Source organism: Streptomyces racemochromogenes, from assembly GCF_039535215.1.
GTDB lineage: Bacteria > Actinomycetota > Actinomycetes > Streptomycetales > Streptomycetaceae > Streptomyces > Streptomyces racemochromogenes.
This window is the reverse complement of record NZ_BAAAWT010000001.1, coordinates 2515760-2536623: the sequence shown is the minus strand read 5'-3', so window position 1 is coordinate 2536623 and position 20864 is coordinate 2515760. Positions and strand designations below refer to the sequence as shown.

The following is a 20864-nucleotide window of genomic DNA, read 5'->3' as shown; positions in this document are numbered from 1 at the left end:
AGGAAGGGACGGTCATGGCGACCGGCTCCACGGAACACAACAAGGCGGCCATCCGCCGCGTCTTCGACGAGTTCGTCAACCAGGGCGACTTCTCCGTCGTCGACGAGATCTACCGGCCGGACATCATCGACCACGAAGGGCTGCCGGGCGCGCCCGAGGGCGTCGAGGGCGTCAAGTACACCATCGCCGGCCTGCGCACCGCGTTCCCCGACCTCAAGGTCGTCATCGAGGACATGAGCGCCCACGGCGACCACGTGGTCATCCACAACACCTGGCACGGCACCCACCTCGGCGAGCTGCTGGGCATGGAGCCGACCGGCCGCACCATCGAGTCCACCGGGATCGTCGTCTGGCGCTTCGAGGACGGACTGATCGCCGAGCGCTGGGCGATCGGCGTGGCGTCCAACATGTTCGCGCAGCTCGGGATGCGGATGTTCGCCCCGGGCAAGGGCCGGCGCACGGTCCGCAAGACGGACCTGCCCGTGGTCCGCGTCGTCCCCCTGCCGGCGGACAGGTCCGAGGCCTGGCAGCGGCTCAACACGGAGCTGGCGGGCCCCCGCCTGCGCGAGTACGAGGCCTCCCGCCGCCGGCTGGGCATCAGCCACGAGGTCTTCCGCCTCACCCCCGGTGCGGACGGGGACCGGGTCGCCGTCTACTTCGAGGCCAAGGACCCCGCCCGGGTCGCCCGCCTCTGGGACGCCTCCGAGGACCCCTTCGACCTGTGGCTGCGCGAGCGGATCCGCGACATCCACGGCACCGACCCGTGGCTGGTGGACGACGCGGCGGCCGCCGCGGCCGGCCACACCTGGAACGCCCCGCCGAAGCTCACGCCCGAGGTGGCGGCCTGATGGAGATCCTGCACACGGTCCTGACGGGCGTCGCCCTGCTGGCCAACGCGGTGGTGTACGGCACGGACTTCTTCTCCGCGCTGGTCCAGCGGCCCGCCATGGCCCACGCCAACGACGAGGTGCTCACCAGCGCCATGGGGCTCACCCACCACTACGGCGACAAGCGGATGCCCGTCCCGGGCGTGGCCGGCGTCATCGCCACCGCCCTCACCCTGGCCGCCGCCGTGTTCACGGGCGGCACCCTCGCCATCGTGTCCGGCGCGGTCGCCCTCGTGTCGCTGGTCGTCTGGCTGCTCATCTACAACCGCATCAGCGGCCCGGTGAACAAGAAGCTCGGCGCGGCGGCCCTCGCCGGCATCACCCTCCCCGACGCCCGGGAGCTGCAGAAGACCTGGGACAGCGTGATCAACGTACGCGTCGTCCTCCAGGGGCTCACGCTCGCCGCGCTGTTCACGGGCGTGGCCTTCGGCTGACCGCCGTCGGCCGCGCCGCCCCGGCCGCCGACGGCCGGGGCACGCACGTCCTGTTGATTCGAAAGGAAATCCCATGAAGGTATTCGTCACCGGCGGGTCGGGTTACATCGGCCGCGCCCTGCTGCGCCTGCTGGCCGCCCAGGGCGACTCCGTGACCGCGCTGGTGCGTTCGCAGGAGTCGGCGAAGGTGGTCGCCGACCTCGGTGCGACCCCGCTGTTCGGCGAGCTGACCGACGAGGCGCTGCTGCGCGAGGCGGCGGCCGCGGCCGACGGCGTGGTGCACCTGGCCCTGACCGGGGACGAGCGCTCCGGAGAGGTGGACCGGATCGCGGCGAACGCGCTGCTGGAGGGCGTCGGCGGCAACCCGTACGTCCACACCGGCGGCAGCTGGGCCTACGGCGACACCGACGGCGCCGTCGCCGAGGACGCGCCGTTCGCGCCGCCCATGGTCGTCGGCTGGCGCGTGCCGCTGGAGCAGCAGCTCCTGGCCACCACCTCGCAGGGCAAGCACCCGGTCGTCGTGCGCCCCGGCCTCGTCTACGGACGCTCCGGCGGCCTGCCCGGCTTCTTCCTCGGCGAGGGCCTCCAGGCCGGCGCCATCGGCTACCTGGGCGACGGAAACTCCTCCTGGTCGCTCGTGCACGTCGACGACATAGCCGAGCTCTACGCCCGCGCGCTCAAGGCCCCGGCCGGCGCCCAGTACCTGGGCGTCACCGGGGTGAACGTGCGCACCCGCGAGGTGGCCGAGGCCCTGAGCCGGGCGGCGGGCATTCCCGGCCAGACCCGCTCGGTGTCGGTGGAGGAGCTCTCCCAGAAGCTCGGCCTCCTGGCCGACGCCCTGTTCCTGGACCAGCGGTTCGCCACCACGCGGGCCCAGGACGAGCTGGGCTGGATTCCGCGGCACCGTGACCCGCTGGACGACCTCGCCAAGGGCGTCTGACCCCCGCAGGGCGAAGGCCGCCGCTTCCCGGAAGCCGGCGGCCTTTCGGCATGCCCGGGGGAGCGGCTCCCCCCGGGGGACCGGCCGAACCACCCCGCGGGGCGTGAACCAACCCCCGAGCGGCCTTGCGGCCCTCCTCATGCGGCATTCAAGGGATCTTCTATCGCGAAAGGGGCACTATGGTTGAGATCGCGAATGCGGCAACGGGGGGAACAGTACAAAATGGCCTCGACGAACGAGAAGGACAGGACGGCCTGGGTCGGAATCGCATGCGACCCGACACCCGACTTCATCGCACGACAGTCCGACATGATCGAGACGTACCGGCAGCGGCTCATCCTGGACCGCAGCCCCTTCGGCACCGATCCCGAACACTGGTGGCACACCAGCAGATACGCACTCGAAGTCTTCGCGGAGTGCCTGTTCTCCCTCCAGCTCGGCAGGCTGCCGGCCATCGGAGGCGCCGGACTCGACCTACGGCGCAACTACAGCACCCCACGGGAGCGCGACCAGGCCGCCCTCCACTGCATCCACGCGGCCCGCACCCTCTTCGGCGTCATCTCCGAGGTCCTGTGCGAGGTCTTCCCGGCCCCCCGCGACAGCCGTCGCCTGGCCCAGGTACTCACCGACCTCCACACCGTCCTCCACCGCAGCCTCGAGAAGCCGGCCATCGAGCTCCTGAGCACCCTGCACAACCAGCGCGAACTGTCCCGTGAGGTCCACGACCGCATCGGCAACCACACGAGCCTCGCACTGCGCCAGCTGGAACTGCTGGAGGTCCTGCTCAGGCGCGGAGCCGGCGAACAGGGACTGGAACACGAGGAGCGCATCGGACACCTCAAGCGCACCCTCGTCGAGACCATGAACAGCACCCGGGACCTCGTCGACGGCCTGCGCAGCGAGTCCGACGCCCCCCACGAGCTCGAGGCCGCGCTGCTCGGCTACCTCGCCGCGGCGGACGTCTCCCACCCGGTCGTGCACGTCCACGTCGACGACGACGTGGACTGCGTCATCGCGGCCATGGACATGGGAGACGCCCTCTTCCTCATGGTGCGCGAATGCCTGCGCAACACCCTGGCCCACGCCGACGCCTCCGTGGCCACGGTCGACGTGGGCATCGAGGGGCGCAACGTGGTCGCAAGGATCCAGGACAACGGAGTCGGGTTCGAACCCCACCTGCGCAGCGGCAACGGACTGGGGTCGCTCTACGAGCGCGCCGGACTGCTCGACGGGAGCGTGAGGCTCATCAGCTCCCCCGGCAGCGGCACCCAGATCACCATCACCGTTCCGTTCCTCGGAGGCAGTCATGGCGAACCCGGCGTCTGAGGCCGACCCCATCCGGATCATCGCCGTCGACGACCACTCCCTCCTGCGCAACGCCCTGTGCGAGCTCCTGGACCTGCAGGGGGACCTGCGCGTCGTCGCCCAGACCGACTCCTCGGCCGAACTCGTCGAGCTGGCCGTCGAACACCGGGCGGAAGTCGTGCTGCTGGACGTGGAAATGCCGAATCACCATGCACCCACCGTGGTGGGGGAGCTGAGCCGTGCCCTGCCCGACCTGCAGGTCCTGATCCTCAGCATGCATGGTGATCCGCAGCTCATCCAGGAGCTGCTGCGCCAGGGAGCCAGGAGCTACCTGCACAAGAGCACGCACCACGAGACCCTCCTCGCGGCCATCCGCAACATCCGCACCGTGGATCCGCACACCATCATCGCGGTGCCCCAGCAGGGCCGTCCCAGTGCCTTCGCCCCGGCGCCCTCGGGCCTCTCGCCCAGGGAGCGCGAGGTCCTGACGCTGGTGGCGCACGCCATGAGCAACCGGCAGATCGCCAGTGAGCTCGGCGTCGCCGAAGGCACCGTCAAACGGCACCTCCGCAACATCTTCGAGAAGCTCGAAGCGGTGTCCAGGGTGGACGCCGTCAACAAGGCCAGCGACGCGCAGCTGATCGTCCGCAGACCCAGCCTGGGCGACGCCGGCTGATCCCGGCCGGCCGGCCGGGATCAGCCGATCCGGGCCAGGCCGCGCGCGCCGCGCCGGCCGGCCCCGCGGGAGACCGCCAGCGGGTCCCAGCCGGCCGCGCGCGGCGGGAGCAGGTCCGGGTCGCCCAGCACCGCGCCCGCGTGGACCTCGGCGAGCAGCCGGCGTCCCGTGATCTGGCCGGCGCACGCCATCCCGCCGACGGCCGCACCGGTGATCCCGCTGCCGTACCGGGTGCTGGCACCCACCACGTACAGCCCCTCGACCGTGGTGGCCGTGTCGGGCCGGCCGCCGACGCCGCCCCAGTGGGCCAGCCCGTAGGGCGTCCCGCCGGTCGCGAGCGTGTACCGCTCGTGCGAGATCGGCGTCGCCGCCTCCAGGTGCACGATGTGCTCCCGGAAGGGGCCGATCGCCTCCTCGGCGGCCCTCAGCATCGCCTCGGTCAGCCGCGCCTTGCGGTCCTGGTAACCCGCGTTGCGCCGGTACCGCTCACCGGCCGCGGGCCCCTCCCCGACACCCCAGAACCCGTACCCGGGCGGGCAGAGGGTCATCACCTGGAAGTTGCTGTGCCCGGGCGGGCAGACGTTGCGGGCGCCCGGATCCTTCAGCGAGGCGAAGGAGAAGAACAGCAGCGGCACCTCGTCCACGCGCTCGTCGGCCAGATCCTGGTAGGCGGCCTCGATGTCGTCGCCGCGGTACCACCACAGGTTCGCGTTCGGACGGGCCGGCAGCTCCCGGTCCAGCGCGATGTAGAGCGTCGCGAAGGGCAGCGCCATCTCCGCCTGCCGGGTCTTGGCCACCAGCCGGCGGCCGAAGTGCTCCTCGCCCACCAGGTCCAGCACGGTCCTGCGGTAGTCCGCGTTCGAGATCACGAGGGGGGCCCTGAGCACCTCGCCGTCCCTCGTCTCCACCCCGGCGGCCCTGCCGTCCTCCACGAGGATCCGGCCGACCCGGCTGCGGGTGCGGAGCTCCCCGCCGTGCGCCTCCAGCGCCTCGACCAGCGAGGCCGCCAGCACCTGGCCACCGCCCTCCGGATAGTAGGCACCCCGCAGGTAGTGGTCGGTGACGGCCGCGTGCATGGACACGACGGCCTGCCGCGCCCCCATCCCGTAGTTGGGCGACTGGGCGGCCAGCACCGTCCGCGCCCGCGGGGACAGGCCGCAGTGGTCGAACAGTTCCGAGACCGTACGCCGTCCCCAGCGGGCCGTCACCGGCGTGCGGGCCATCAGGTCGGACACGGACAGCTCGCCCCGCGACAGCATCAGCGAACGGGTCTCGTCCGCGATGGCGGCGCACACGTCGGTGAACAGCAGGATGCCCGCGGCATCCTCCGGAAGCGCCTGCGACAGCCGCTGCGCGTACCGGTCCCAGCCCGTCGGGACGTCCACGGTCAGGTCCGGCAGCGCGATCCTGTCGAAGCCGTCCCGGTCCATCTCCCGGAAGGAGACCCGCCCGCCCAGCCCGAGGCCGGACAGGACCGCGGGCAGCACCCCGTCCGGACCGCAGTCGCCGAGATAGTGGACGCCCACGTCGAACTCGTAAGCCCGGCGGCGGCGGAAGACGTGGCTGTTGCCGCCCGCCACGTCGTGCTGTTCCAGCACCAGCACCCGCCGGCCGTCGGCCGCGAGGTACGCCGCACACACCAGTCCGCCGATGCCACTGCCGACGACGATGGCGTCCCACTCATCCCGATCCACGGGTAACCGTCCCCTTCTCGCCCTGTGCACTCAGACCCGGCTGCGCACGATCAGCGCACCGGCGTTCCCGTCATGGCCGACCGACGTGACCAGGCCGACACGAGGCCGCTCGGACGGCTTGCCGCGCCAGTGGGCGAGCAGGCCCGCGAGCTGCATGGCGCCGCTGGCGCTGTACGTCTCGCCCAGCACCTCGCCGACGCGCACCTGCTGCGGCAGGTGCCCGAGCGCGAGCCGGACCGCCCGCTCCTCCAGCCGCTCCAGCCCCAGGTGGTGGGTGGCGCCCAGGGACACCACGTCCACGTCCTCGGCACGGACCGCGCTGCGCTCCAGCACCCGGGTGATGGCCGCGGCCAGCCCGTGGGTCAGCCCGCGCCGCCCCTCCTGGCGCTGGTTGAGGCCCGCCCAGCCGTTGTAGCCCACCTCGCAGGCCAGCAGGTCCGCGAGGGCGGTCTCCTGCTCCTCGGCGGTCGGATCGGACGTGACGACGAAGACCGCCGAGCCCTCGCCGACCGGCGCCCGCTCGCTCAGCGTCCCGGCGTGGTGCCACGCCCAGGCCGTCGGAGCACTCAGCTCCTCGGAACCGCCCACCAGCAGCCGGTCGGCGTGCCCGACCGACATGGCCATCCGGGCGTGGCGGAAGGCGTAGAGACTGGCACTGCGCCCGCCGGCCACCGTGGCGTTCAGGCCCTTGAAGCCGTGCCGGATGGCCATCTGGCCGGCGCTGACGTTCATCACGCTGTTGGAGAACTTGCCGGGGTTGATCAGCTGCGGCTTGTCCAGCGTCAGCGTGTCGTACAGCAGGTCGGTGTACCCGGCGATGCTGCCGGTGTTGGTGGCCAGAACCACACCGGTCCGGGCCGGCTCCGCGCCGGCCCCGTCCGGACCGGCCGATTCCAGCGCCTGCTTGCAGGCGACCAGGCTCAGGCCGGTGAGGCGGTCCAGGTACTTGATGCCCTTGCGTCCCAGGTGGTCGGCGAGCTTGAAGCCGGGAACCGGCCGGACCGGACGCGGGGGGTAGTCCCCGGCGCCGGGTCCCGCGTCGGTGCCCGCTGCGGCCTCCCCGTCCAGCAGGGCGGCCAGGGGGGCCAGGCCGTAGCCGGCGCTGGAGACCACCCCGGCGCTGACGACGGTCAACGGCCGCACGGGCGCCGCTGTGGTCACGAGTACCTCCCGAGAATGGTGATGACGTTGTTGCCGCCGAAGGCGAAACCGTGGTTCTGGACGATCTCCACCCGGGCGTCGCGTCCCCGGCCGGGAACGACGTCCACGCCGGGACCCAGCTCCGGGTCGATCTCCACCAGGTTGGCCGTGGGCGGCAGGAACCCCTGCTCCAGGGCCTTGCAGGAGGCGATGGCACCGAAGCCGCTGGCCGCGCCCATGGTGTGGCCGAGCATGGACTTGATCGAGCTGATGGGCGGCAGCCGGTCACCGAACACCTGGCGGACCGCGTTCACCTCGGTCGAGTCGTTGGTGGGCGTACCCGTGCCGTGCGCGCAGATGTAGTCGATCTGCTCCGGGGTGACCCCGGCGTTGCGGTGGGCGGCCCGGATGCACGCGGCGATGCTCGTCGCGTCCGGGTGCACCATGTGCTCGGCGTCGCAGTTCGCGGCGTAGCCGAGGACCTCCGCGTAGATGCGGGCACCACGGGCCAGCGCGTGGTCGAGGGGTTCGAGCAGCAGCGCCGCCCCGCCCTCGCCGGTGACGATGCCGCCCCGGTTGGCGTCGAACGGCCGCGGCAGGTCGGCGGCCATGGCCCCCAGGGCGTAGAACCCGGAGTGGGTCAGCCGGTTCACCACGTCCGCGCCGCCGGCCAGCATGAAGTCGGCCTCGCCGCTGCGCACCATGTCGAAGGCGTAGCCCAGCGCGTAGTTGCTGGCCGAGCAGGCGGTCGGGATGGTCTGGGCGTCGCCGGACAGGCCGAGTTCGGCGTTCACCGCGTTGGCGATCTGGCTGGCCGGCATCTGCCCGACCAGACGGGGCTCCAGGCCCTTGAGGCCCTGGGTGAGCCACTGGCCGCCCAGGCTCTGGCCCACCGCGGACTCGCCGCTGGTGGTGCCCATGATGGATCCGGACCGGCTGGAGGAGAGGACCTCGGGCTCGATGCCGGAGTCCTCGACGGCCAGGCGGGCGGCCGCGGCCGCGAGGAGCCCGCTGCGTCCCCACCGGTCGGGGTCGAGCCGGCGCAGGATCTCCGCCGGCTCGAAGTCGTTGACCTCGGCGGCGTTCCGGCTGGGGAACGGACTGGCGTCGAAGCTGCGGATCGGCTCGATGCCGACCCGGCCCGCCCGGACGGCACCGGCGAAGACCTCCGCACCGATGCCGACCGGGCTGACCGCTCCGAGCCCCGTGATGACGACTCGTCGCAAGGGCGTGTCAGGCATCAGTTGCCCGCGCATCCTTCGACGGCCACCAGGAGGGAGCGCAGCGTCTCCAGGGACTCCAGCTCCTCCTTGGGGATCACGTAGCCGAGCTCCTTCTCGATGCGGGAGACGACGGTGATGAGGGTGAGGGAGTCGCTCTCGTAGTCGTCGATGAAGTGGCCGTCGTAGGTCAGTTCACCGTCCTCCAGCTCCAGCTCCTCGTTGACGATCTCGCGGACCTGGGCCTCGAGGTCGGTTCTCAGGTCGACAGTCTGGGCGCTCATGACGTTTCCTCTTCCTGGATGGCGATGGTGTGTGGTGGTGGGACGGGACGGGGCGGCGGGAACTACGCGGCCGGGGCGGTCGGCGGCTGGAGGGTGATGGCGCCCATCTGCGCCAGCATCAGCAGGTCCTGGCGGTAGCCCCAGTGCTCGACGACCAGGCCGTTCTCGATGCGGTAGATGTGGGTCTGCTCGACGTCGACGTCGCGCTGGCTGGCCTCGAAGCCGAGGAAGTTGCCGACGTGCTTGCCGGTGAAGCGCAGCCGCAGGATGGCGCGGTCGCCCTCGGAGAAGCTGTCCAGGTGCTCCCACGTGGCGCCGGCGAAGGCGCTGTGGACCCAGCGGGCGGTGCCGAGGTAGCCGAGCGGGCCGCCCGGGGTGCCGGGAGGGGCCTCGTGGTCGATGAACTCGGCGCCGATGTACTTGTGGGCGGCCTCCTCGTTGAGGTCGTTGAAGACCTTGCCCATCTCCATGGCGAGTTCGAGTGCTTCGTTGCTCATGACACTGCTCCTGAATCGGTCGGGATGTTCGGGATGTTCGGGATGTTCGGCGTGGGTCGGTGGTCGGTGGGTACGGGGCCGGCTCAGTGGCCGGCGCCGAGGCCGCCGGTGACCGGGATGACGCCCGCGGTCACGTACGAGGCGTCGTCGCCGGCGAGGAAGCGCACGGCGGCGGCGACCTCGGCGGCGGTGCCGGGGCGGGCCAGGGCGGTCCTGGCCAGGGCCTGCTCCCGGCGGGTGTCGGTGATGTCCTGGACCATGTCGGTCTCGATCAGGCCGGGGGACACCACGTTGACCGTGATGTTGCGGCGGCCGACCTCGATGGCGAGCGACCGGGCGAAGCCGATCAGCGCCGCCTTGGAGGAGGCGTAGTTGGTCTGGCCGGGGGCGCCGGCCATGCCGCTCATCGACGACATGTAGATCAGACGGCCCCAGCGGGCCTTGATCATCGCCGGGATGACCTCGCGGGTGACGGTGACGGCGGCCTGGAAGTTGGTCTCCATCACCGCCCGGAAGTCCTCGTCCGGCATGCCGATCAGCAGCTGGTCGCGGGTGATGCCGGCGTTGGAGACCAGCACCTCGACGGGGCCCTGCTGGATGGTCACGTCCTCGACCGCCGCCCTGACGTCGTCGGGGTCGGTCACGTCGCACCGCACGGCGTAGAAGCCGGGGGGCGGCTCCCCGCTGCGGTAGGTGATCGCGACCTTGTTCCCCTCGGCGGCCAAGGCCTCTGCGGTGGCGAGTCCGATGCCCCGGTTTCCGCCGGTGACGAGTACGGAGCGACTCATGTGCACCTCCTCTTGTCGTGTCGCCACGGGCCTTGTGGTGGTGGCGGTGTCGGGGACGGCCGGCTCATGCGACCTCGTCCCACAGGGATTCGAGCCGGGCGGCGGCGCTCTCGGCGTCGGTGAAGAGAACCGCCCGCCATCCGGCCGCCTCGGCGCCGGCGCAGTTGTGCGGCAGGTCGTCCACGAGCACGCAGCGCTCCGGGGCGACGCCCGCCCGCCGCGCGGCGAGTTCGAACATGCCGGGGGACGGCTTGCGGTGACCCGTCTCGAAGGAGAGCAGGACGTCGTCGAAGAGCGCGGAGGGGTCGATCATCCGCCGCCAGTGCCGGTCCCAGGCGGGCACCATGTTCGAGAGCATCCCGACGAAAGCCCCCCGGTCGCGCGCCTTGCGCAGCTGGGACACCCAGGCGTGGTTGGTCTCCCGGCCGTCGAACCAGGCGTCCGCCATCGTGGTGAGGCGGAGGGTGACGCCGTGCTCGGATTCCAGCACGTCACCGATCTCGCGGAGCCACTCCTCCTCCGTCACCAGCGGCGTGTCGATCGGCAGCATGATGTCGGTCGTGCCGTACCGGGCGGTGACGGTGGCCAGGGCCCGTCCGAGGACGGCCTGGTCGACGCCCATGGAGGCGCAGAACTTCTCCATGGTGTGGCCGAGCGGAGGGGTGAGGACGCCTCCGAAGTCCGACCAGATCGCCAGTCGGGGCGCGGTGCTGTCAGGCATGGTGGTTCCTCGGCTGGAGTACGGGATGCGGGATGCGCGATGCGTCGTCGACGGTGACGGTGAGCGCCGCGATCTCCTGCGCGTCCTGGAGGAACCGGACGCGGATCACGTGGCGCCCGGGGCCGGCCGGCACCCGGTCCGCCGACACCGTCAGGGGTACGTCCAGCTCCGCGAAGCGGTGGAACTCCGCCTCGAAGCCGGAGGCGTACACCGGCAGGGGGGCCTCCCCGGGGGCCCGGCCGGCGGTGCCGGCCGAGTAGACCGCCACCTGGCGGGCCGCCTCGACCAGGGTCATCGCCGGCAGGTGGTCGTAGGCGTGGTCGAACAGCGCCGGGTTGTCGAAGCGCGGTACGACCTGGGCCACGACCGAGTCGCCGGTGACCTGCGGTTCGGTGAGGACGACGTTCAGCGGGTTGTCGCGGCCCACCAGTTCGGGGGCGACGCGCCCGGCCGTGCGGGACACGACGTCCTCGGTGAACTGCGAGCTCAGCGGTGCCGGTGTGCCGCGCTGCGCCTGGCGCAGGATCTCGTTCTCGTGCTTCTTCAGGAAGAGCACGTCCATGGAGTGGTCGCCGACGTGCACGTCACCCATGTGGATCCGCTGGACGAGCCGGCCCTTGCGGAACCGGCCGTTGCGGGCCGGGGTACCGAAGAAGTCGGTGTCGATCCGCGGGGTTCCGGTTTCCCGGCCCACTTCCAGAGCGTACAGATTCTTCATCTGGAACTGGAAGGTGTTCACGATGGCGATGGTGTCGATCGGAATTCCCACGTGAACGTGGGAACCCGCGATCGATACCTGTCGCCCCGCCTCCAGGAAAATCAGGGAATCGTGCAGCTTTGGCCGCGACCGGTGGTCACTGTAATAGAGATGGGTCAGCGGAAGGTGAATTCCAGCCGTCACCGCCATGGGCCGCAGCGTTTGAACATCCGTGACGAAGACTTCGGTAATCGCGGAACGGTGCACGAGTGCCCGTTCGATGGTGCGGCCGTAGTCGATGTCCTGGATCACAGAAGAGGTGGCGTCCTCAATCACCTGCGTGGTCATACGTCTTCCCTCCAGACCACTTCTCCGAAGTGAACGGTTGGCTTGCGGGTGGGCAGGGCAGCGGTCAGCCGACCGGGACCGACACCCGCTCCGGCTCGACGGCGCCGGGGCCGTCCTGCGTCGCACGGCGCCTGATGAACAGGGCGCTCACCGCGCCCAGCAGGACCACCGCCGTGCCGATCCACAGGGCCGACTGGAGGCTGTCCGTGAAGGCCGCCCGCGCGTCGCCGGTGCCGGCGCCGGCGAACTGCCGGCTGAAGACCGCCGTCAGGGCGGCGACACCCAGCGCACCGCCGAACTCGCGGCTGGTGTTGTTCGCGCCGGAGGCCTTGTTGTGCTCGCTCTCCCGCACCGCGGAGATCACCGTGGCCGGGTTGCCGGCGAAGACGAGGCCCATGCCGATGCCGGCCAGGGCCAGGGCGGGCACCATGGAGCCGTAGCCGACGTCCGGGGTGACGATCAGGGCGATCCAGCCGAGGCCGAGGCCCTGGAGGGCACAGCCCACCGCCTGCAGGATCCCGCCGCCGACGCGGTCCACGAAGCCCATCGCGACGGGCACCACGATCATCGGGGCGACGGTCCACGGGAGGGTGCGCAGTCCCGCCTCGAAGGGCGAGAAGCCCATCGGGCCCTGGAGGAACTGGCTCAGGAAGAAGATCGATCCGAAGACACCGAAGTACATCGTGATCGACACCACGTTGCTGAGCACGAAGGCCGGGACGCGGTACATGTGCAGCGGGATCAGCGGGCTCGCGCTCCTGCGTTCGTTCATGATGAACGCGACCGCCAGCACCACCGCGACGCCCAGTCCGACCAGCGTGGTGCTCTGGGTCCAGCCGTGGTCCGCGGCGTGGACGATGCCCCAGACCGCCGCCACGACCGAGCCGGTGACCAGCACCATGCTGCGGACGTTCAGGTTCCGTTCCTCGCCCTTGCTCTCCTTGACCGCCCAGAAGGCGAGGGGCAGGGCGATGACGCCGACCGGCACGTTGATCCAGAAGATCCAGCTCCAGTCGATCTGCTCGGTCACCAGGCCGCCGGCCAGCGGACCGACCGCGATGCCGAGGCCGTTGACGCCGCCCCACACACCGACGGCGGCGTTGCGCTTCTCCCGGGAGACGGCGGCGACGGCCAGGGTGAGCGAGACCGGAAGGATCGCCGCCGCGCCGGCGCCCTGGAGCACGCGGGCGACCACCAGCGTGGCGACCGAGTCGGCCACCGCACAGCCGATGGAGGAGGCCGTGAAGAGCCCGACGCCCCACAGGAAGACCCGGCGGCGGCCGAAGCGGTCACCCAGCGCCGCACCCGCCAGCAGCAGACCGGCGAAGGCCAGCACGTAGCCGTTCATCACCCACTGCAGCTCGGACTGCTTGACGCTGAACTGCTCGGCGATCTCGGGCAGGGCGTTGGTGACGACCAGGTTGTCCAGCGACACCATGAACATCGGCAGGGAAGTGGCCACCAGCGCCCAGACGGCGGCCGGCCCCTTGTTCGTCGCCATCATCGGCCGTACCCCCCGGACTCCGAGCCCGGAATGCGGCGGAGGGTGACCAGGTCCGAGGTCCGGCCGGCCATGAGCTCGCCGACGTCACCGCTGAGGACGTAGTCGCCGTGCGGGGTCACCGCCACCGTCGTCGGGCCCTGGGTGGCCCACGGGTCCACCCGCTTGCTGAAGCCCGCGGTGCGCCAGCCGTCCTTCGACTCCAGGACGGTCACCGCGTCCACCCCGCCGGGCACGCCCACGGCGGCGCCGATCGAGTTGGTGACGACGACCAGGGAGCCGTCGGGACGCAGCCCGAGGCCGTCGGTGCCGACCAGCGGCCGGGGGAGCTTGACCTCGGTCACCCGGCGGTGCGCCGGCGCGTTCGGGTTGATCCTGAACATGAGGCCGGTGTCGTAGCGCACGGCGAGCAGGTAGCCGTCCGGGTGCCAGACGATCCCGTTCAGACCGACGATGTCGGCGGCGAAGCGGGGGTCGGTGACCACCGGGGTGACCTTGCCGTCGAGGCCGATCCGCTGGATCGTGTCCGACACGGAGTCCGTGACGTAGATGTTCCCGCGGCGGTCGAAGGTGAGGTCGTTGGCGAAGGTGCGTCCGCGCCCGCCCGCCACGTCCACCTTGCGCTGCAGCTTGCCGGTGTCCAGGGCGAAGACGGCCACGCCCGAGGTCGGCGGCTGGTCGCCGACGTCCAGGCGCTGGCGGACCCAGAAGTCGCTGTAGGCGACCAGGATGCGGTTGCGGGCCACGTCGACGCGGATGCCGAGGGTCGACACCATGCCGATGCTCGGCGCCAGCTCCTTGATGCCGCCGTCCTGGCCGATCACCGAGAGGTTGCCCTGGGAGGCGGAGCCGACCAGGAACGCACGCCGGGTCGGGTCCCAGGCGATGCCCTCCGGGTAGAGCTCGGCCGCCCGGCCGGTGATGACGTCGGCGCCCTGGTGGAGGCTCACGGACCGGGCGGCCGCGGGGAGCGGCTCCGCCACGGCGACGGCCGGCAGCGCGAGCGGCGCGATGGACGCGAGCACGGCCACGCCGGCCGCGGCTGCCGCTAAGGGCAGTGAACGGAACACTGTTCTTCCTTCTCTCGAACGGTACGGGGCAAGGGGGTGGGGTGGGGGTGGGAGTGCCGGGGGCGGGCCGGCGGCCGGTCAGGAGGCCCGGCTGCCGACCAGCACGCACCGCTGCACGCGCCTCAGGTCGTCCGAGGGCTCCAGGCCGAGTTCGTGCGCCAGGACGGTGCGTACGTCCTGGAAGGCGCGCAGGGCGTCGCCCCGCCGGCCCGACCGGTGCAGGGCGTCGATCAGCCGTGCGTGCAGCCATTCGTTGTACGGGTGGCTGGCGACCAGGTTCCGCAGCTGGGGCAGGACCTCGCGGTAGTAGCCCAGCCGCATGGCCACCTCGATCCACTTCTCCTGGGCGTGGAGCTGGAGCTCCTCGATCTCCCGGGCGTGTGCCGCGAGGACGTGCCCCTGGCGTACGTCGGCCAGGGCGGGCCCCCGCCACGTGGCGAGCGCGTCGCCGAAGCTCTCGTATGCCGCTTCCAGGTGTCCGGCCCGCAGCTCCTGATGGCCCAGGGCGCAGGTCCTGCGGAAGACGGCCAGATCGGTCTGGTGTTCCTCCGCGTTGAGCGAGTACCCGGTCGCCTCCGTGGTGAGCAGGTCCTGCACCGCCTCGTGCCCGAGCCACTGACCGAGCTCCTGGCGCAGGTGGTAGACGTGCGTGCGGACCGTGTTGACCGCCGTGGCCGGCGGGTCGCCTTCCCACAGCTCGTCGATCAGGTGGTCCACCGGCACGGTTTCGTTGGCCCGGACGATGAGGAGGGCCAGCAGTTTGCGCACCTTGGGACCGCGGGGGCGGTAAACAGAAGCGCCGTGGCGCATTTCGAGCGGACCCAGAACACGGAATTCAGGATTTCGCTCAGGGCGGGTGGAGTGGGCGGCCAGCCAATCGTCGAGGAGATCGGGCCGGGACCCGTTGTCGGAGGTGATCGGCTGCGGCATCAACAGCGGCATGACTACGAATCTAGGAGCACCGCACGGATCCGGACAGACGTCCTATGGTGCACCCCCCATGCCTCCTTGGAGGCAATCCGATCACCCGGAACGCGCCGAGGTTGGCCGGAAGAAGACCAAAGCTATGCTGCCGAGAACCAATTGAAACCTCCGACGGTCCTCGATGACGCGGGCGTCCGGGCCCCGGAAAGGAGAGTGCACGATGCGTCTGAGACTCCTCGGACCCTTCCTCATCGTCACGGCCGACGGCACGTCCCACACCCCGGGACCGCCCAAGGTCGCCCAGGCCCTGGCCCTGCTCGCCACCCAGCCGGGCCAGGTCGTCGGCTCGGACACCCTGGTCCGCGAACTCTGGCGGGAAAGCCCCCCGCGCACCGCCCTCGCGACGGCCCAGACCCACATCCACCACGCCCGCAGGCGGCTCGACGAACTCTCGGCCGGAGAAACGTCCCGGCCCGTCCTGATCACGTGCCCCTCCGGCTACATGCTCCACCTCGAAGACCACCAGGCCACCGACGTGCGGGAACTCGAAGACCTCGTCCTGCGCGCGGAGGCCGAACTGGGCCGGGGCGACGCCGAAACCGCCTCCGCCCACATGAAGAGGGCCCTCGCCATCAGACGAGGGCCCCTGGTCTCCAACATCCCCGTCGGACACGTCCTGGCCGGCCGCCGGGCCCGCCTGGAGGAGCTGTACGTCCAGGCACTGGAACTCCACATCGAGATCACCGTCCGGCTCGGCCGCTACCGCGAGGTGATCCCGCAACTGCGCCTCCTGGTCCACGACCACCCGCACCACGAGTGGTTCCACGGCCACCTCATCGCCGCGCTCCACCGCTGCGGGCGCCGGACCGAGGCCCTCCAGGCCTACCGGGCACTGGAGCGGATCCTGGGCGAAGAACTCGGCCTGAGCCCGCTGCCCGGCACCCGCCGGCTCATGGACCTGGTCCTCGAACCGAACCCCGACGGCTCCCCCGCACAGCCCCCGTGGTCCGTCCTCCCGCGCGCCGGCAGGCCGGCGGCCACCCCCCGGTGACCGCCCCGCCGGCGGGCGGCGCCCGATCCGACAGACCCTAGGGCTCCCGGCGGCCTTCCAGATAGGCCGTGTGCGTCTGCTGCCGAAGGGCCTCCCGGTCCTGGAGCTCCGCCGTCAGGCGTTCCGCTTCCTCCGACAGCAGCGACAACTGCCGCTCCAGATGACGCTCCGGGGACTCCCCGCCCGGCGTCAGCCGGGTCCACCAGCGGGTCCGGTTGTACGTGTCCACGCACTCCGGCACGTCCAGCCGGACCGCCCGCGCCAGCGCGTGCACCGCCTCCGCCTCGGCCGCCAGGACCTGCGCCGGCCACCCCGGGTCCAGCAGGGCCGCGTACAGGTCCAGCAGCTCGCTCAGCTTCCCCTCGGCGGCCGGCGGCAGCTCCACCCCCGCCACGTAACCGCGCAGCCGGCCCAGGTCCTCCCGTACGAGGCCCAGCTGCTCCGCGGGGCCGGGGAACGGCGGCGGCGGGGTCCGGTCGGGCGGCGCGACCAGCGCACCCGCCCCGTACAGCCCCGCGACCACCGCCGGCCAGTACGCCCCCGCCACCCCCGCCAGCGTCAGGCCCAGCCCGAGGAGCCCGCAGGCGCTGCCCCACAGGTTCTTCCGCGACTCCAGGTACGAGAGCGCCCTACTGGTAACCACGGATCTCCTCGAAGGCCCCGTCCAGCGAACCGTTCCCGTCCGTCGCGTCGAAGAGCCGGCCACCGGTCAGCTCCGTGATGTGCGTCAGCTCCTTGCGGTCCGAATCCCCGAACAGCACCGCGAACACCGGCGTGCGCTTCTGCGCCTGCGGCAGCCCGGCGTAGAAGGAGTCGAAGTCCTTCACCTTGTCCCCGCTCTGCCCGTCCGTCATCAGCACGATCGAGGTGAACGCGTCCGCGTCGCCCTGCCCAAGGTGCTGGTACGCGGCCTTCAGACTGGCGTAGACGGCCGTACCGCCCTCCGGGCGCAGCGACGTCACGTCACCCCGGATCGCGTCCAGAGCCGGCCCCGGATTGCCCGGCTCGACCACGTGCGTCAGCACCTTCTTCACCTTGTCCCCGAACGGCAGCAGCGTCACCTCCTCGCGGTCCCGGAACCGCTGCCCCGTCCCCGAACTCCCCGTCCCCGTCAGGTCGGTGAGCGCCGAACGCAGCCTCCCGATCCGGTCCGCCTCCTCCATCGAACCCGAGGTGTCCAGCACGTACACCGTCCGCGAGGGCCGGCGCAGCTCGTTCTCGTACGAGGCCAGCAGCCCGTCCGCCACCGACCGGGCCCCCGGGAACGGCAGTTCGCGGCGCACGGCCGGGTCCAGCCCGGCCGCCGGAGCCACCCCGGCCGCCACCGGCCGCCGGAACGTCCTCTGCGTGATCGCCTTCTGCGCCGCGTCACCCCGCAGGTACTCCGTCAGCAGCCGACCGGACTCCCGCGCCCCCGCCGGAGCCGACGTCAGCAGCGTCAGCGGGTAGTGCGCCGTCACCACCCCGTCCTTCGGGCGGATCACCTTCAGCGGGGACTTCGCCCTGTCGTTCATCGACAGCAGCACCGACTCGTAGTTGACCAGCGCGTCCACGTCGTCCCGCTTCGCGTACGCCGTCGCGAGCCAGCCCGAGGAACCGGAGGTCAGCTTCTGCCCCTTGAAGAACTCCTTCAGCCGCGGCCGGGCCTTCTCCACGTCCGCCCCGGTCAGCGCCGACTGCGCGCCGGACAGCCCCGAGGCGACCGACACGAGCGTGGAGAAACCGGAGTTCGAACGCACCGGATCCGTCATCCCGTACGTCAGCCTCCCGGCCGCCACGGCCTCCTCGACCGCCGACCAGGTCACCTCCTCCGGCTTCCAGCCCAGCCGGGCCAGCGCCTCCGGCTTGACGCCGACGGCGACCGGCGAGGACATCACCGGCGTCTCGTTCGCGAGCTTCGCCGCCGCCTCGGGACGCAGCCGCAGGTAGTCGTTGGAGGACAGCCAGATCGCGTCGTACCTGCCGTCCGCCTTCCCCGAGGCCACCTGCTCGGCCGCGTCCAGCGTCCCCGACCAGGTGAAGTCGACGGAGACCCCGGTGGCGGCCTTGGCGTCCTTCAGGACCTGCGCCATGTCGGACAGCTCGCTGGAGGCCAGCACCCGGAGCCGGCCCTCCTTGTACTCCTGCGGCCCGGCGCCGCCGGACGCGGAGCCGCCCGTGCCGCCCGTGCCGCCCGAGCCGCCCGAGCCGCCCGGCGTCGGTTCGTCCGAGGTGCAGGCCGTCGCGCCCAGCAGGGCCGCGGCCAGGACCACCGCCGCGGCGAGCCGTCCGCGGACGCGTGCCGCGTGCGGCTTCGTCCTCGTGGTGCGCGCGCTCATCGCTCCCCGCCTTCCAGGACGTTCACCGTACGGGTGCGGGCCAGGTGCGCCGAAGCCGCCTGCAGCTCGCCCGTCAGGGACTCCACCGTCGCCGCCATGCTCTGCGTGGCCTGGACCTTGAACGTGTCGATCGCGTCGAGGGTCCGGTAGATCTGCGCGAAGGCCGTACGGAGCGTCTCCGCGCCCACGGCCGGGTCGGCGGCGATCCGCTGGATCTCCCCGCTCTGCGTCGCCAGCATCTGCGCGTTCCCCCGGATCAGCTCCTCGGTGGTGCCGCGCAGCGCGTCGACCTGCTCGGCCACCTTGCGCTGGCTGTCGAGCGCCGACGCCAGCATCACCGCGATCCGCAGTGCCGAGACGGTCGTCGTCGCCGCCCGGTCGACGCCCTTGACGAGCTCCTCGTTGTTGCGCCGGACCACGTCCATCGCCAGGTAGCCCTGCGCGCACACCGCCAGCTGCGTCAGCAGGTCCTGGTGCTTCTGCCGCACCGGGAACAGCACGTCGGCACGGAGCGCGTCCGCCTGCGCGGGGTCGGTGCGCTCGGCCTCCGCGATCCGCTGCTCGACCGCCGCGTCCAGGGCCTCGGTGAGCACCGCGTACTCCTGGAGCCGGCCCATCGTCTCCCACAGCCGGGCCCGCTCCGTGTGCAGGGCGGCGTTGTCGCGGCGCAGCTCGTCCTGACCGCCGCGCAGCGCGCCTACGATCCGGTTCAGGGTGTCCTGGGAGGAGGCGTACCTGGCCACGTGGTCCCGGAACCTGTTGCCGCCCGGCAGCTTCGCCAGCAGCCTGCGGGCCCCCTTGGCGGGCGCGTCCCGCGGGTCCAGGTCCTCGACGGTGCGGCGCAGCTCGACCAGCGACCCCGCCACCCGGACCTGGGCGTCGCCGCCGCCGTCCGCGCCGAGGGAGCGCACGGCCCGCTCCAGCATCCGGTTGGACTGGCCGGCGGCGGTCCGCATGTCGGCCGAGCCGAGCGCGGTGATGTCGCCGACGCGGGACGCGAACTCCGGCGAGCGGGCGTCGATCCCGGCGAGGGAGTCCACGTACTCGTCGGCCCGGCGGGCCATCTCCTCCCGGACGCCGTCCTGGAGCGGGACGAGGCCACGGGCCTGCTCGCGGCGGACGGCGGGCACCGGCTCGGGCGCGGTCAGCACCAGCGGCCCGTCCTCGGGCGGTGTCGGCGGCGGCGGTGTCAGCGGCGGCGGTGTCGGTGTCACGGCGTGCCCCCCTGCCCCTTGGCACGGCCTGCCAGCGCCGTCAGGACCTTCACGGTCGGAGCGCTGACCTGGCGGATCCCGGTCAGCTCCGGGTTGAGGTACCCGGCGTACACAGTGGTGGCGGCGGAGAACTCGGCGGTCCCCTCCTGGGGGCGGAAACCGTGCCGCACGGCCAGCTCGCGCAGCTTCTTGTCGGTGGCGAGGAGCGTGCCGAGCTCCGTGGCCTTCTCGCCGAGCGGGACGAAGGTGTGCGGGGAGTTCACGGTCGTGTCCGGGTACAGCACGACCATGCTCGCGGCCTCCCCGCCGGCCTGCTTCTGCATGAGCAGTGCGGCGACCTGCGCCTCGTAGGCGAGGACCAGCGGTTCGCCGCTGCCGCTGATGAAGGACCGGAAGGGCCCGTCGGTGCTGGGCTCCAGGGAGCCCTGGACGGAGATCAGCTTCCGGAGGAGGGGCGCGGTGCGCTCGATGCCGGCGTCGTCGGAGACGACCGTCTTGTTGTTCGCCACGTTGGAGGTGGCGCCGATGAACAGGGCGCCGGAGTTGGAGGTGGTGGGGTCGGAGGTCTTGACGAAGACCGTTCCGCTCAGTTCCGCGTGGGCCGAGGAGCCGGGGAGCTGCTGCCAGGTGCGGTCCTCGCCGGCCGCCTTGAGGAAGGGCTCCATCAGGAGCGTGCCGGTGTTCTTGCCGTTCATCCGGGCGAGGCCGTTGTCGGCGAGGACGCGGGCCGCGTTGGCGCGGGCGATGACCACGAGCGGGGAGAAGAAGGGCTTCGCGCTCTGCGCGCCCTTCACCCCCGCCTTCGCGGCGATCTCGTCCGCCGGTTCGCTGCTGCTGGGGAAGGCGAAGTCGTACTCCTTGAGGGCCAGCTGGTCCATGGCCCAGGAGCCCGAGGTCTCGGTCTTCACGGTGTAGCCCTTGGCTGCAAGGGCCTTGACGACGTCGGGATCGCGGAAGAACTCGGACTTCTCCGATCCGATGACGCCACGCACGGTCTTCGTTGCCGTGCCCTCTGATGTTCCGGTACCCCCGAGGACGATGACGGCGACAACGCCGCCCACCAGGAGGACCGCCAGAGCGATTCCAAGGATGCGTCTCACGGGGGCAGCCTGCTCACGGAAACCCACATTCCGCCGGGCGTTGGGTGAACGCGGG

At 71.7% G+C, this 20864-nt stretch carries 21 protein-coding genes; 6 read left to right on the top strand and 15 right to left on the bottom strand.

Translation table 11 applies throughout. The features are described from left to right. Window positions 1-14 precede the first annotated feature (14 nt). The 5 genes from ABD973_RS11480 (at window position 15) to ABD973_RS11460 (ending at window position 4242) form a co-directional block, all read left to right on the top strand. Window positions 15-848, top strand: a complete 834-nt coding sequence (locus ABD973_RS11480) for an ester cyclase (protein WP_345500072.1) — start codon at window positions 15-17, stop codon at window positions 846-848. Then, window positions 848-1321, top strand: a complete 474-nt coding sequence (locus tag ABD973_RS11475) for a DUF1772 domain-containing protein (RefSeq protein ID WP_345500071.1) — start codon at window positions 848-850, stop codon at window positions 1319-1321. Before ABD973_RS11480 ends, ABD973_RS11475 begins: the two co-directional genes overlap by 1 nt. 73 nt (window positions 1322-1394) lie before the next feature. After that, a complete protein-coding gene (locus ABD973_RS11470) occupies window positions 1395-2261 on the top strand; it encodes an NAD-dependent epimerase/dehydratase family protein (RefSeq protein ID WP_125822259.1) in 867 nt (288 codons plus the stop codon). Window positions 2262-2483: 222 nt separating this feature from the next. After that, a complete protein-coding gene (locus tag ABD973_RS11465; protein WP_125822260.1) occupies window positions 2484-3587 on the top strand; it encodes a sensor histidine kinase in 1104 nt (367 codons plus the stop codon). Further along, window positions 3568-4242, top strand: a complete 675-nt coding sequence (locus ABD973_RS11460; protein WP_125594601.1) for a response regulator — start codon at window positions 3568-3570, stop codon at window positions 4240-4242. Before ABD973_RS11465 ends, ABD973_RS11460 begins: the two co-directional genes overlap by 20 nt. A gap of 20 nt (window positions 4243-4262) precedes the next feature. Here the strand turns inward: ABD973_RS11460 and ABD973_RS11455 are convergent, their stop codons facing one another. The 11 genes from ABD973_RS11455 to ABD973_RS11405 all read right to left on the bottom strand — a co-directional run bounded on the left by ABD973_RS11455 (window position 4263) and on the right by ABD973_RS11405 (window position 14970). Next, entirely contained in the window at window positions 4263-5936 is a 1674-nt protein-coding gene (locus ABD973_RS11455) for a phytoene desaturase family protein (protein WP_125822261.1), read from the bottom strand. A gap of 30 nt (window positions 5937-5966) precedes the next feature. Next, window positions 5967-7097, bottom strand: coding sequence for a beta-ketoacyl synthase N-terminal-like domain-containing protein (locus ABD973_RS11450; protein ID WP_345500070.1), 1131 nt, complete (start codon window positions 7095-7097; stop codon window positions 5967-5969). Next, a complete protein-coding gene (locus ABD973_RS11445; protein ID WP_241253361.1) occupies window positions 7094-8317 on the bottom strand; it encodes a beta-ketoacyl-[acyl-carrier-protein] synthase family protein in 1224 nt (407 codons plus the stop codon). Before ABD973_RS11445 ends, ABD973_RS11450 begins: the two co-directional genes overlap by 4 nt. Further along, window positions 8317-8580, bottom strand: coding sequence for an acyl carrier protein (locus ABD973_RS11440; RefSeq protein ID WP_125594598.1), 264 nt, complete (start codon window positions 8578-8580; stop codon window positions 8317-8319). The genes ABD973_RS11445 and ABD973_RS11440 overlap by 1 nt, the downstream gene beginning before the upstream one ends. Before the next feature lie 62 nt (window positions 8581-8642). Further along, window positions 8643-9077 carry an ester cyclase gene (locus ABD973_RS11435; RefSeq protein ID WP_125822263.1) on the bottom strand — a complete coding sequence of 145 codons (435 nt, stop codon included), beginning with the start codon at window positions 9075-9077 and terminating at the stop codon, window positions 8643-8645. Between the two features lie 83 nt (window positions 9078-9160). Next, on the bottom strand, window positions 9161-9865 hold the full coding sequence (locus tag ABD973_RS11430) for an SDR family oxidoreductase (protein WP_164720942.1): 705 nt from the start codon (window positions 9863-9865) through the stop codon (window positions 9161-9163). Between the two features lie 64 nt (window positions 9866-9929). Next, window positions 9930-10586, bottom strand: a complete 657-nt coding sequence (locus ABD973_RS11425; RefSeq protein WP_125594595.1) for an HAD family hydrolase — start codon at window positions 10584-10586, stop codon at window positions 9930-9932. Then, window positions 10579-11631: an AfsA-related hotdog domain-containing protein gene (locus tag ABD973_RS11420; RefSeq protein ID WP_125822266.1), complete on the bottom strand. Its 1053-nt coding sequence runs from the start codon at window positions 11629-11631 to the stop codon at window positions 10579-10581. Before ABD973_RS11420 ends, ABD973_RS11425 begins: the two co-directional genes overlap by 8 nt. 64 nt (window positions 11632-11695) lie before the next feature. Beyond that, the gene (locus ABD973_RS11415; RefSeq protein WP_125822267.1) at window positions 11696-13135 is read right to left on the bottom strand and encodes an MFS transporter; all 1440 of its coding nucleotides are present in this window, start codon (window positions 13133-13135) and stop codon (window positions 11696-11698) included. Beyond that, a complete protein-coding gene (locus ABD973_RS11410; RefSeq protein WP_241253362.1) occupies window positions 13132-14202 on the bottom strand; it encodes an SMP-30/gluconolactonase/LRE family protein in 1071 nt (356 codons plus the stop codon). Before ABD973_RS11410 ends, ABD973_RS11415 begins: the two co-directional genes overlap by 4 nt. A gap of 78 nt (window positions 14203-14280) precedes the next feature. After that, window positions 14281-14970, bottom strand: coding sequence for an AfsR/SARP family transcriptional regulator (locus ABD973_RS11405; RefSeq protein ID WP_345500069.1), 690 nt, complete (start codon window positions 14968-14970; stop codon window positions 14281-14283). Window positions 14971-15346: 376 nt separating this feature from the next. Between ABD973_RS11405 and ABD973_RS11400 the strand changes: the two genes are divergently transcribed. Continuing rightward, window positions 15347-16177 carry an AfsR/SARP family transcriptional regulator gene (locus ABD973_RS11400; RefSeq protein ID WP_345500068.1) on the top strand — a complete coding sequence of 277 codons (831 nt, stop codon included), beginning with the start codon at window positions 15347-15349 and terminating at the stop codon, window positions 16175-16177. A gap of 37 nt (window positions 16178-16214) precedes the next feature. On the opposite strand, the gene ABD973_RS11395 is transcribed toward ABD973_RS11400, so the two are convergent. From ABD973_RS11395 to ABD973_RS11380, 4 genes are read right to left on the bottom strand one after another with little or no spacing between them, the layout of a single operon-like run. After that, window positions 16215-16820 carry a hypothetical protein gene (locus ABD973_RS11395; RefSeq protein ID WP_125822270.1) on the bottom strand — a complete coding sequence of 202 codons (606 nt, stop codon included), beginning with the start codon at window positions 16818-16820 and terminating at the stop codon, window positions 16215-16217. Further along, complete coding sequence (locus tag ABD973_RS11390) at window positions 16807-18495, bottom strand: substrate-binding and vWA domain-containing protein (RefSeq protein ID WP_345500067.1); 1689 nt, start codon at window positions 18493-18495, stop codon at window positions 16807-16809. Before ABD973_RS11390 ends, ABD973_RS11395 begins: the two co-directional genes overlap by 14 nt. Continuing rightward, window positions 18492-19709 carry a toxic anion resistance protein gene (locus tag ABD973_RS11385; RefSeq protein WP_345500066.1) on the bottom strand — a complete coding sequence of 406 codons (1218 nt, stop codon included), beginning with the start codon at window positions 19707-19709 and terminating at the stop codon, window positions 18492-18494. The genes ABD973_RS11390 and ABD973_RS11385 overlap by 4 nt, the downstream gene beginning before the upstream one ends. Next, on the bottom strand, window positions 19706-20809 hold the full coding sequence (locus tag ABD973_RS11380) for a substrate-binding domain-containing protein (protein ID WP_125822273.1): 1104 nt from the start codon (window positions 20807-20809) through the stop codon (window positions 19706-19708). The genes ABD973_RS11385 and ABD973_RS11380 overlap by 4 nt, the downstream gene beginning before the upstream one ends. Window positions 20810-20864: the final 55 nt, after the last annotated feature.

What these genes read in the sequence shown, in the direction of transcription:
- ABD973_RS11475 (WP_345500071.1), top strand. Translation starts at nt 848, where the DNA reads ATGGAGATCCTGCACACGGTCCTGACGGGCGTCGCCCTGCTGGCCAAC.
- ABD973_RS11480 (WP_345500072.1), top strand. Translation starts at nt 15, where the DNA reads ATGGCGACCGGCTCCACGGAACACAACAAGGCGGCCATCCGCCGCGTC.
- ABD973_RS11435 (WP_125822263.1), bottom strand. Translation starts at nt 9,077, where the DNA reads ATGAGCAACGAAGCACTCGAACTCGCCATGGAGATGGGCAAGGTCTTC.
- ABD973_RS11470 (WP_125822259.1), top strand. Translation starts at nt 1,395, where the DNA reads ATGAAGGTATTCGTCACCGGCGGGTCGGGTTACATCGGCCGCGCCCTG.
- ABD973_RS11430 (WP_164720942.1), bottom strand. Translation starts at nt 9,865, where the DNA reads ATGAGTCGCTCCGTACTCGTCACCGGCGGAAACCGGGGCATCGGACTC.
- ABD973_RS11460 (WP_125594601.1), top strand. Translation starts at nt 3,568, where the DNA reads ATGGCGAACCCGGCGTCTGAGGCCGACCCCATCCGGATCATCGCCGTC.
- ABD973_RS11390 (WP_345500067.1), bottom strand. Translation starts at nt 18,495, where the DNA reads ATGAGCGCGCGCACCACGAGGACGAAGCCGCACGCGGCACGCGTCCGC.
- ABD973_RS11440 (WP_125594598.1), bottom strand. Translation starts at nt 8,580, where the DNA reads ATGAGCGCCCAGACTGTCGACCTGAGAACCGACCTCGAGGCCCAGGTC.
- ABD973_RS11445 (WP_241253361.1), bottom strand. Translation starts at nt 8,317, where the DNA reads ATGCCTGACACGCCCTTGCGACGAGTCGTCATCACGGGGCTCGGAGCG.
- ABD973_RS11420 (WP_125822266.1), bottom strand. Translation starts at nt 11,631, where the DNA reads ATGACCACGCAGGTGATTGAGGACGCCACCTCTTCTGTGATCCAGGAC.
- ABD973_RS11400 (WP_345500068.1), top strand. Translation starts at nt 15,347, where the DNA reads ATGCGTCTGAGACTCCTCGGACCCTTCCTCATCGTCACGGCCGACGGC.
- ABD973_RS11465 (WP_125822260.1), top strand. Translation starts at nt 2,484, where the DNA reads ATGGCCTCGACGAACGAGAAGGACAGGACGGCCTGGGTCGGAATCGCA.
- ABD973_RS11425 (WP_125594595.1), bottom strand. Translation starts at nt 10,586, where the DNA reads ATGCCTGACAGCACCGCGCCCCGACTGGCGATCTGGTCGGACTTCGGA.
- ABD973_RS11415 (WP_125822267.1), bottom strand. Translation starts at nt 13,135, where the DNA reads ATGATGGCGACGAACAAGGGGCCGGCCGCCGTCTGGGCGCTGGTGGCC.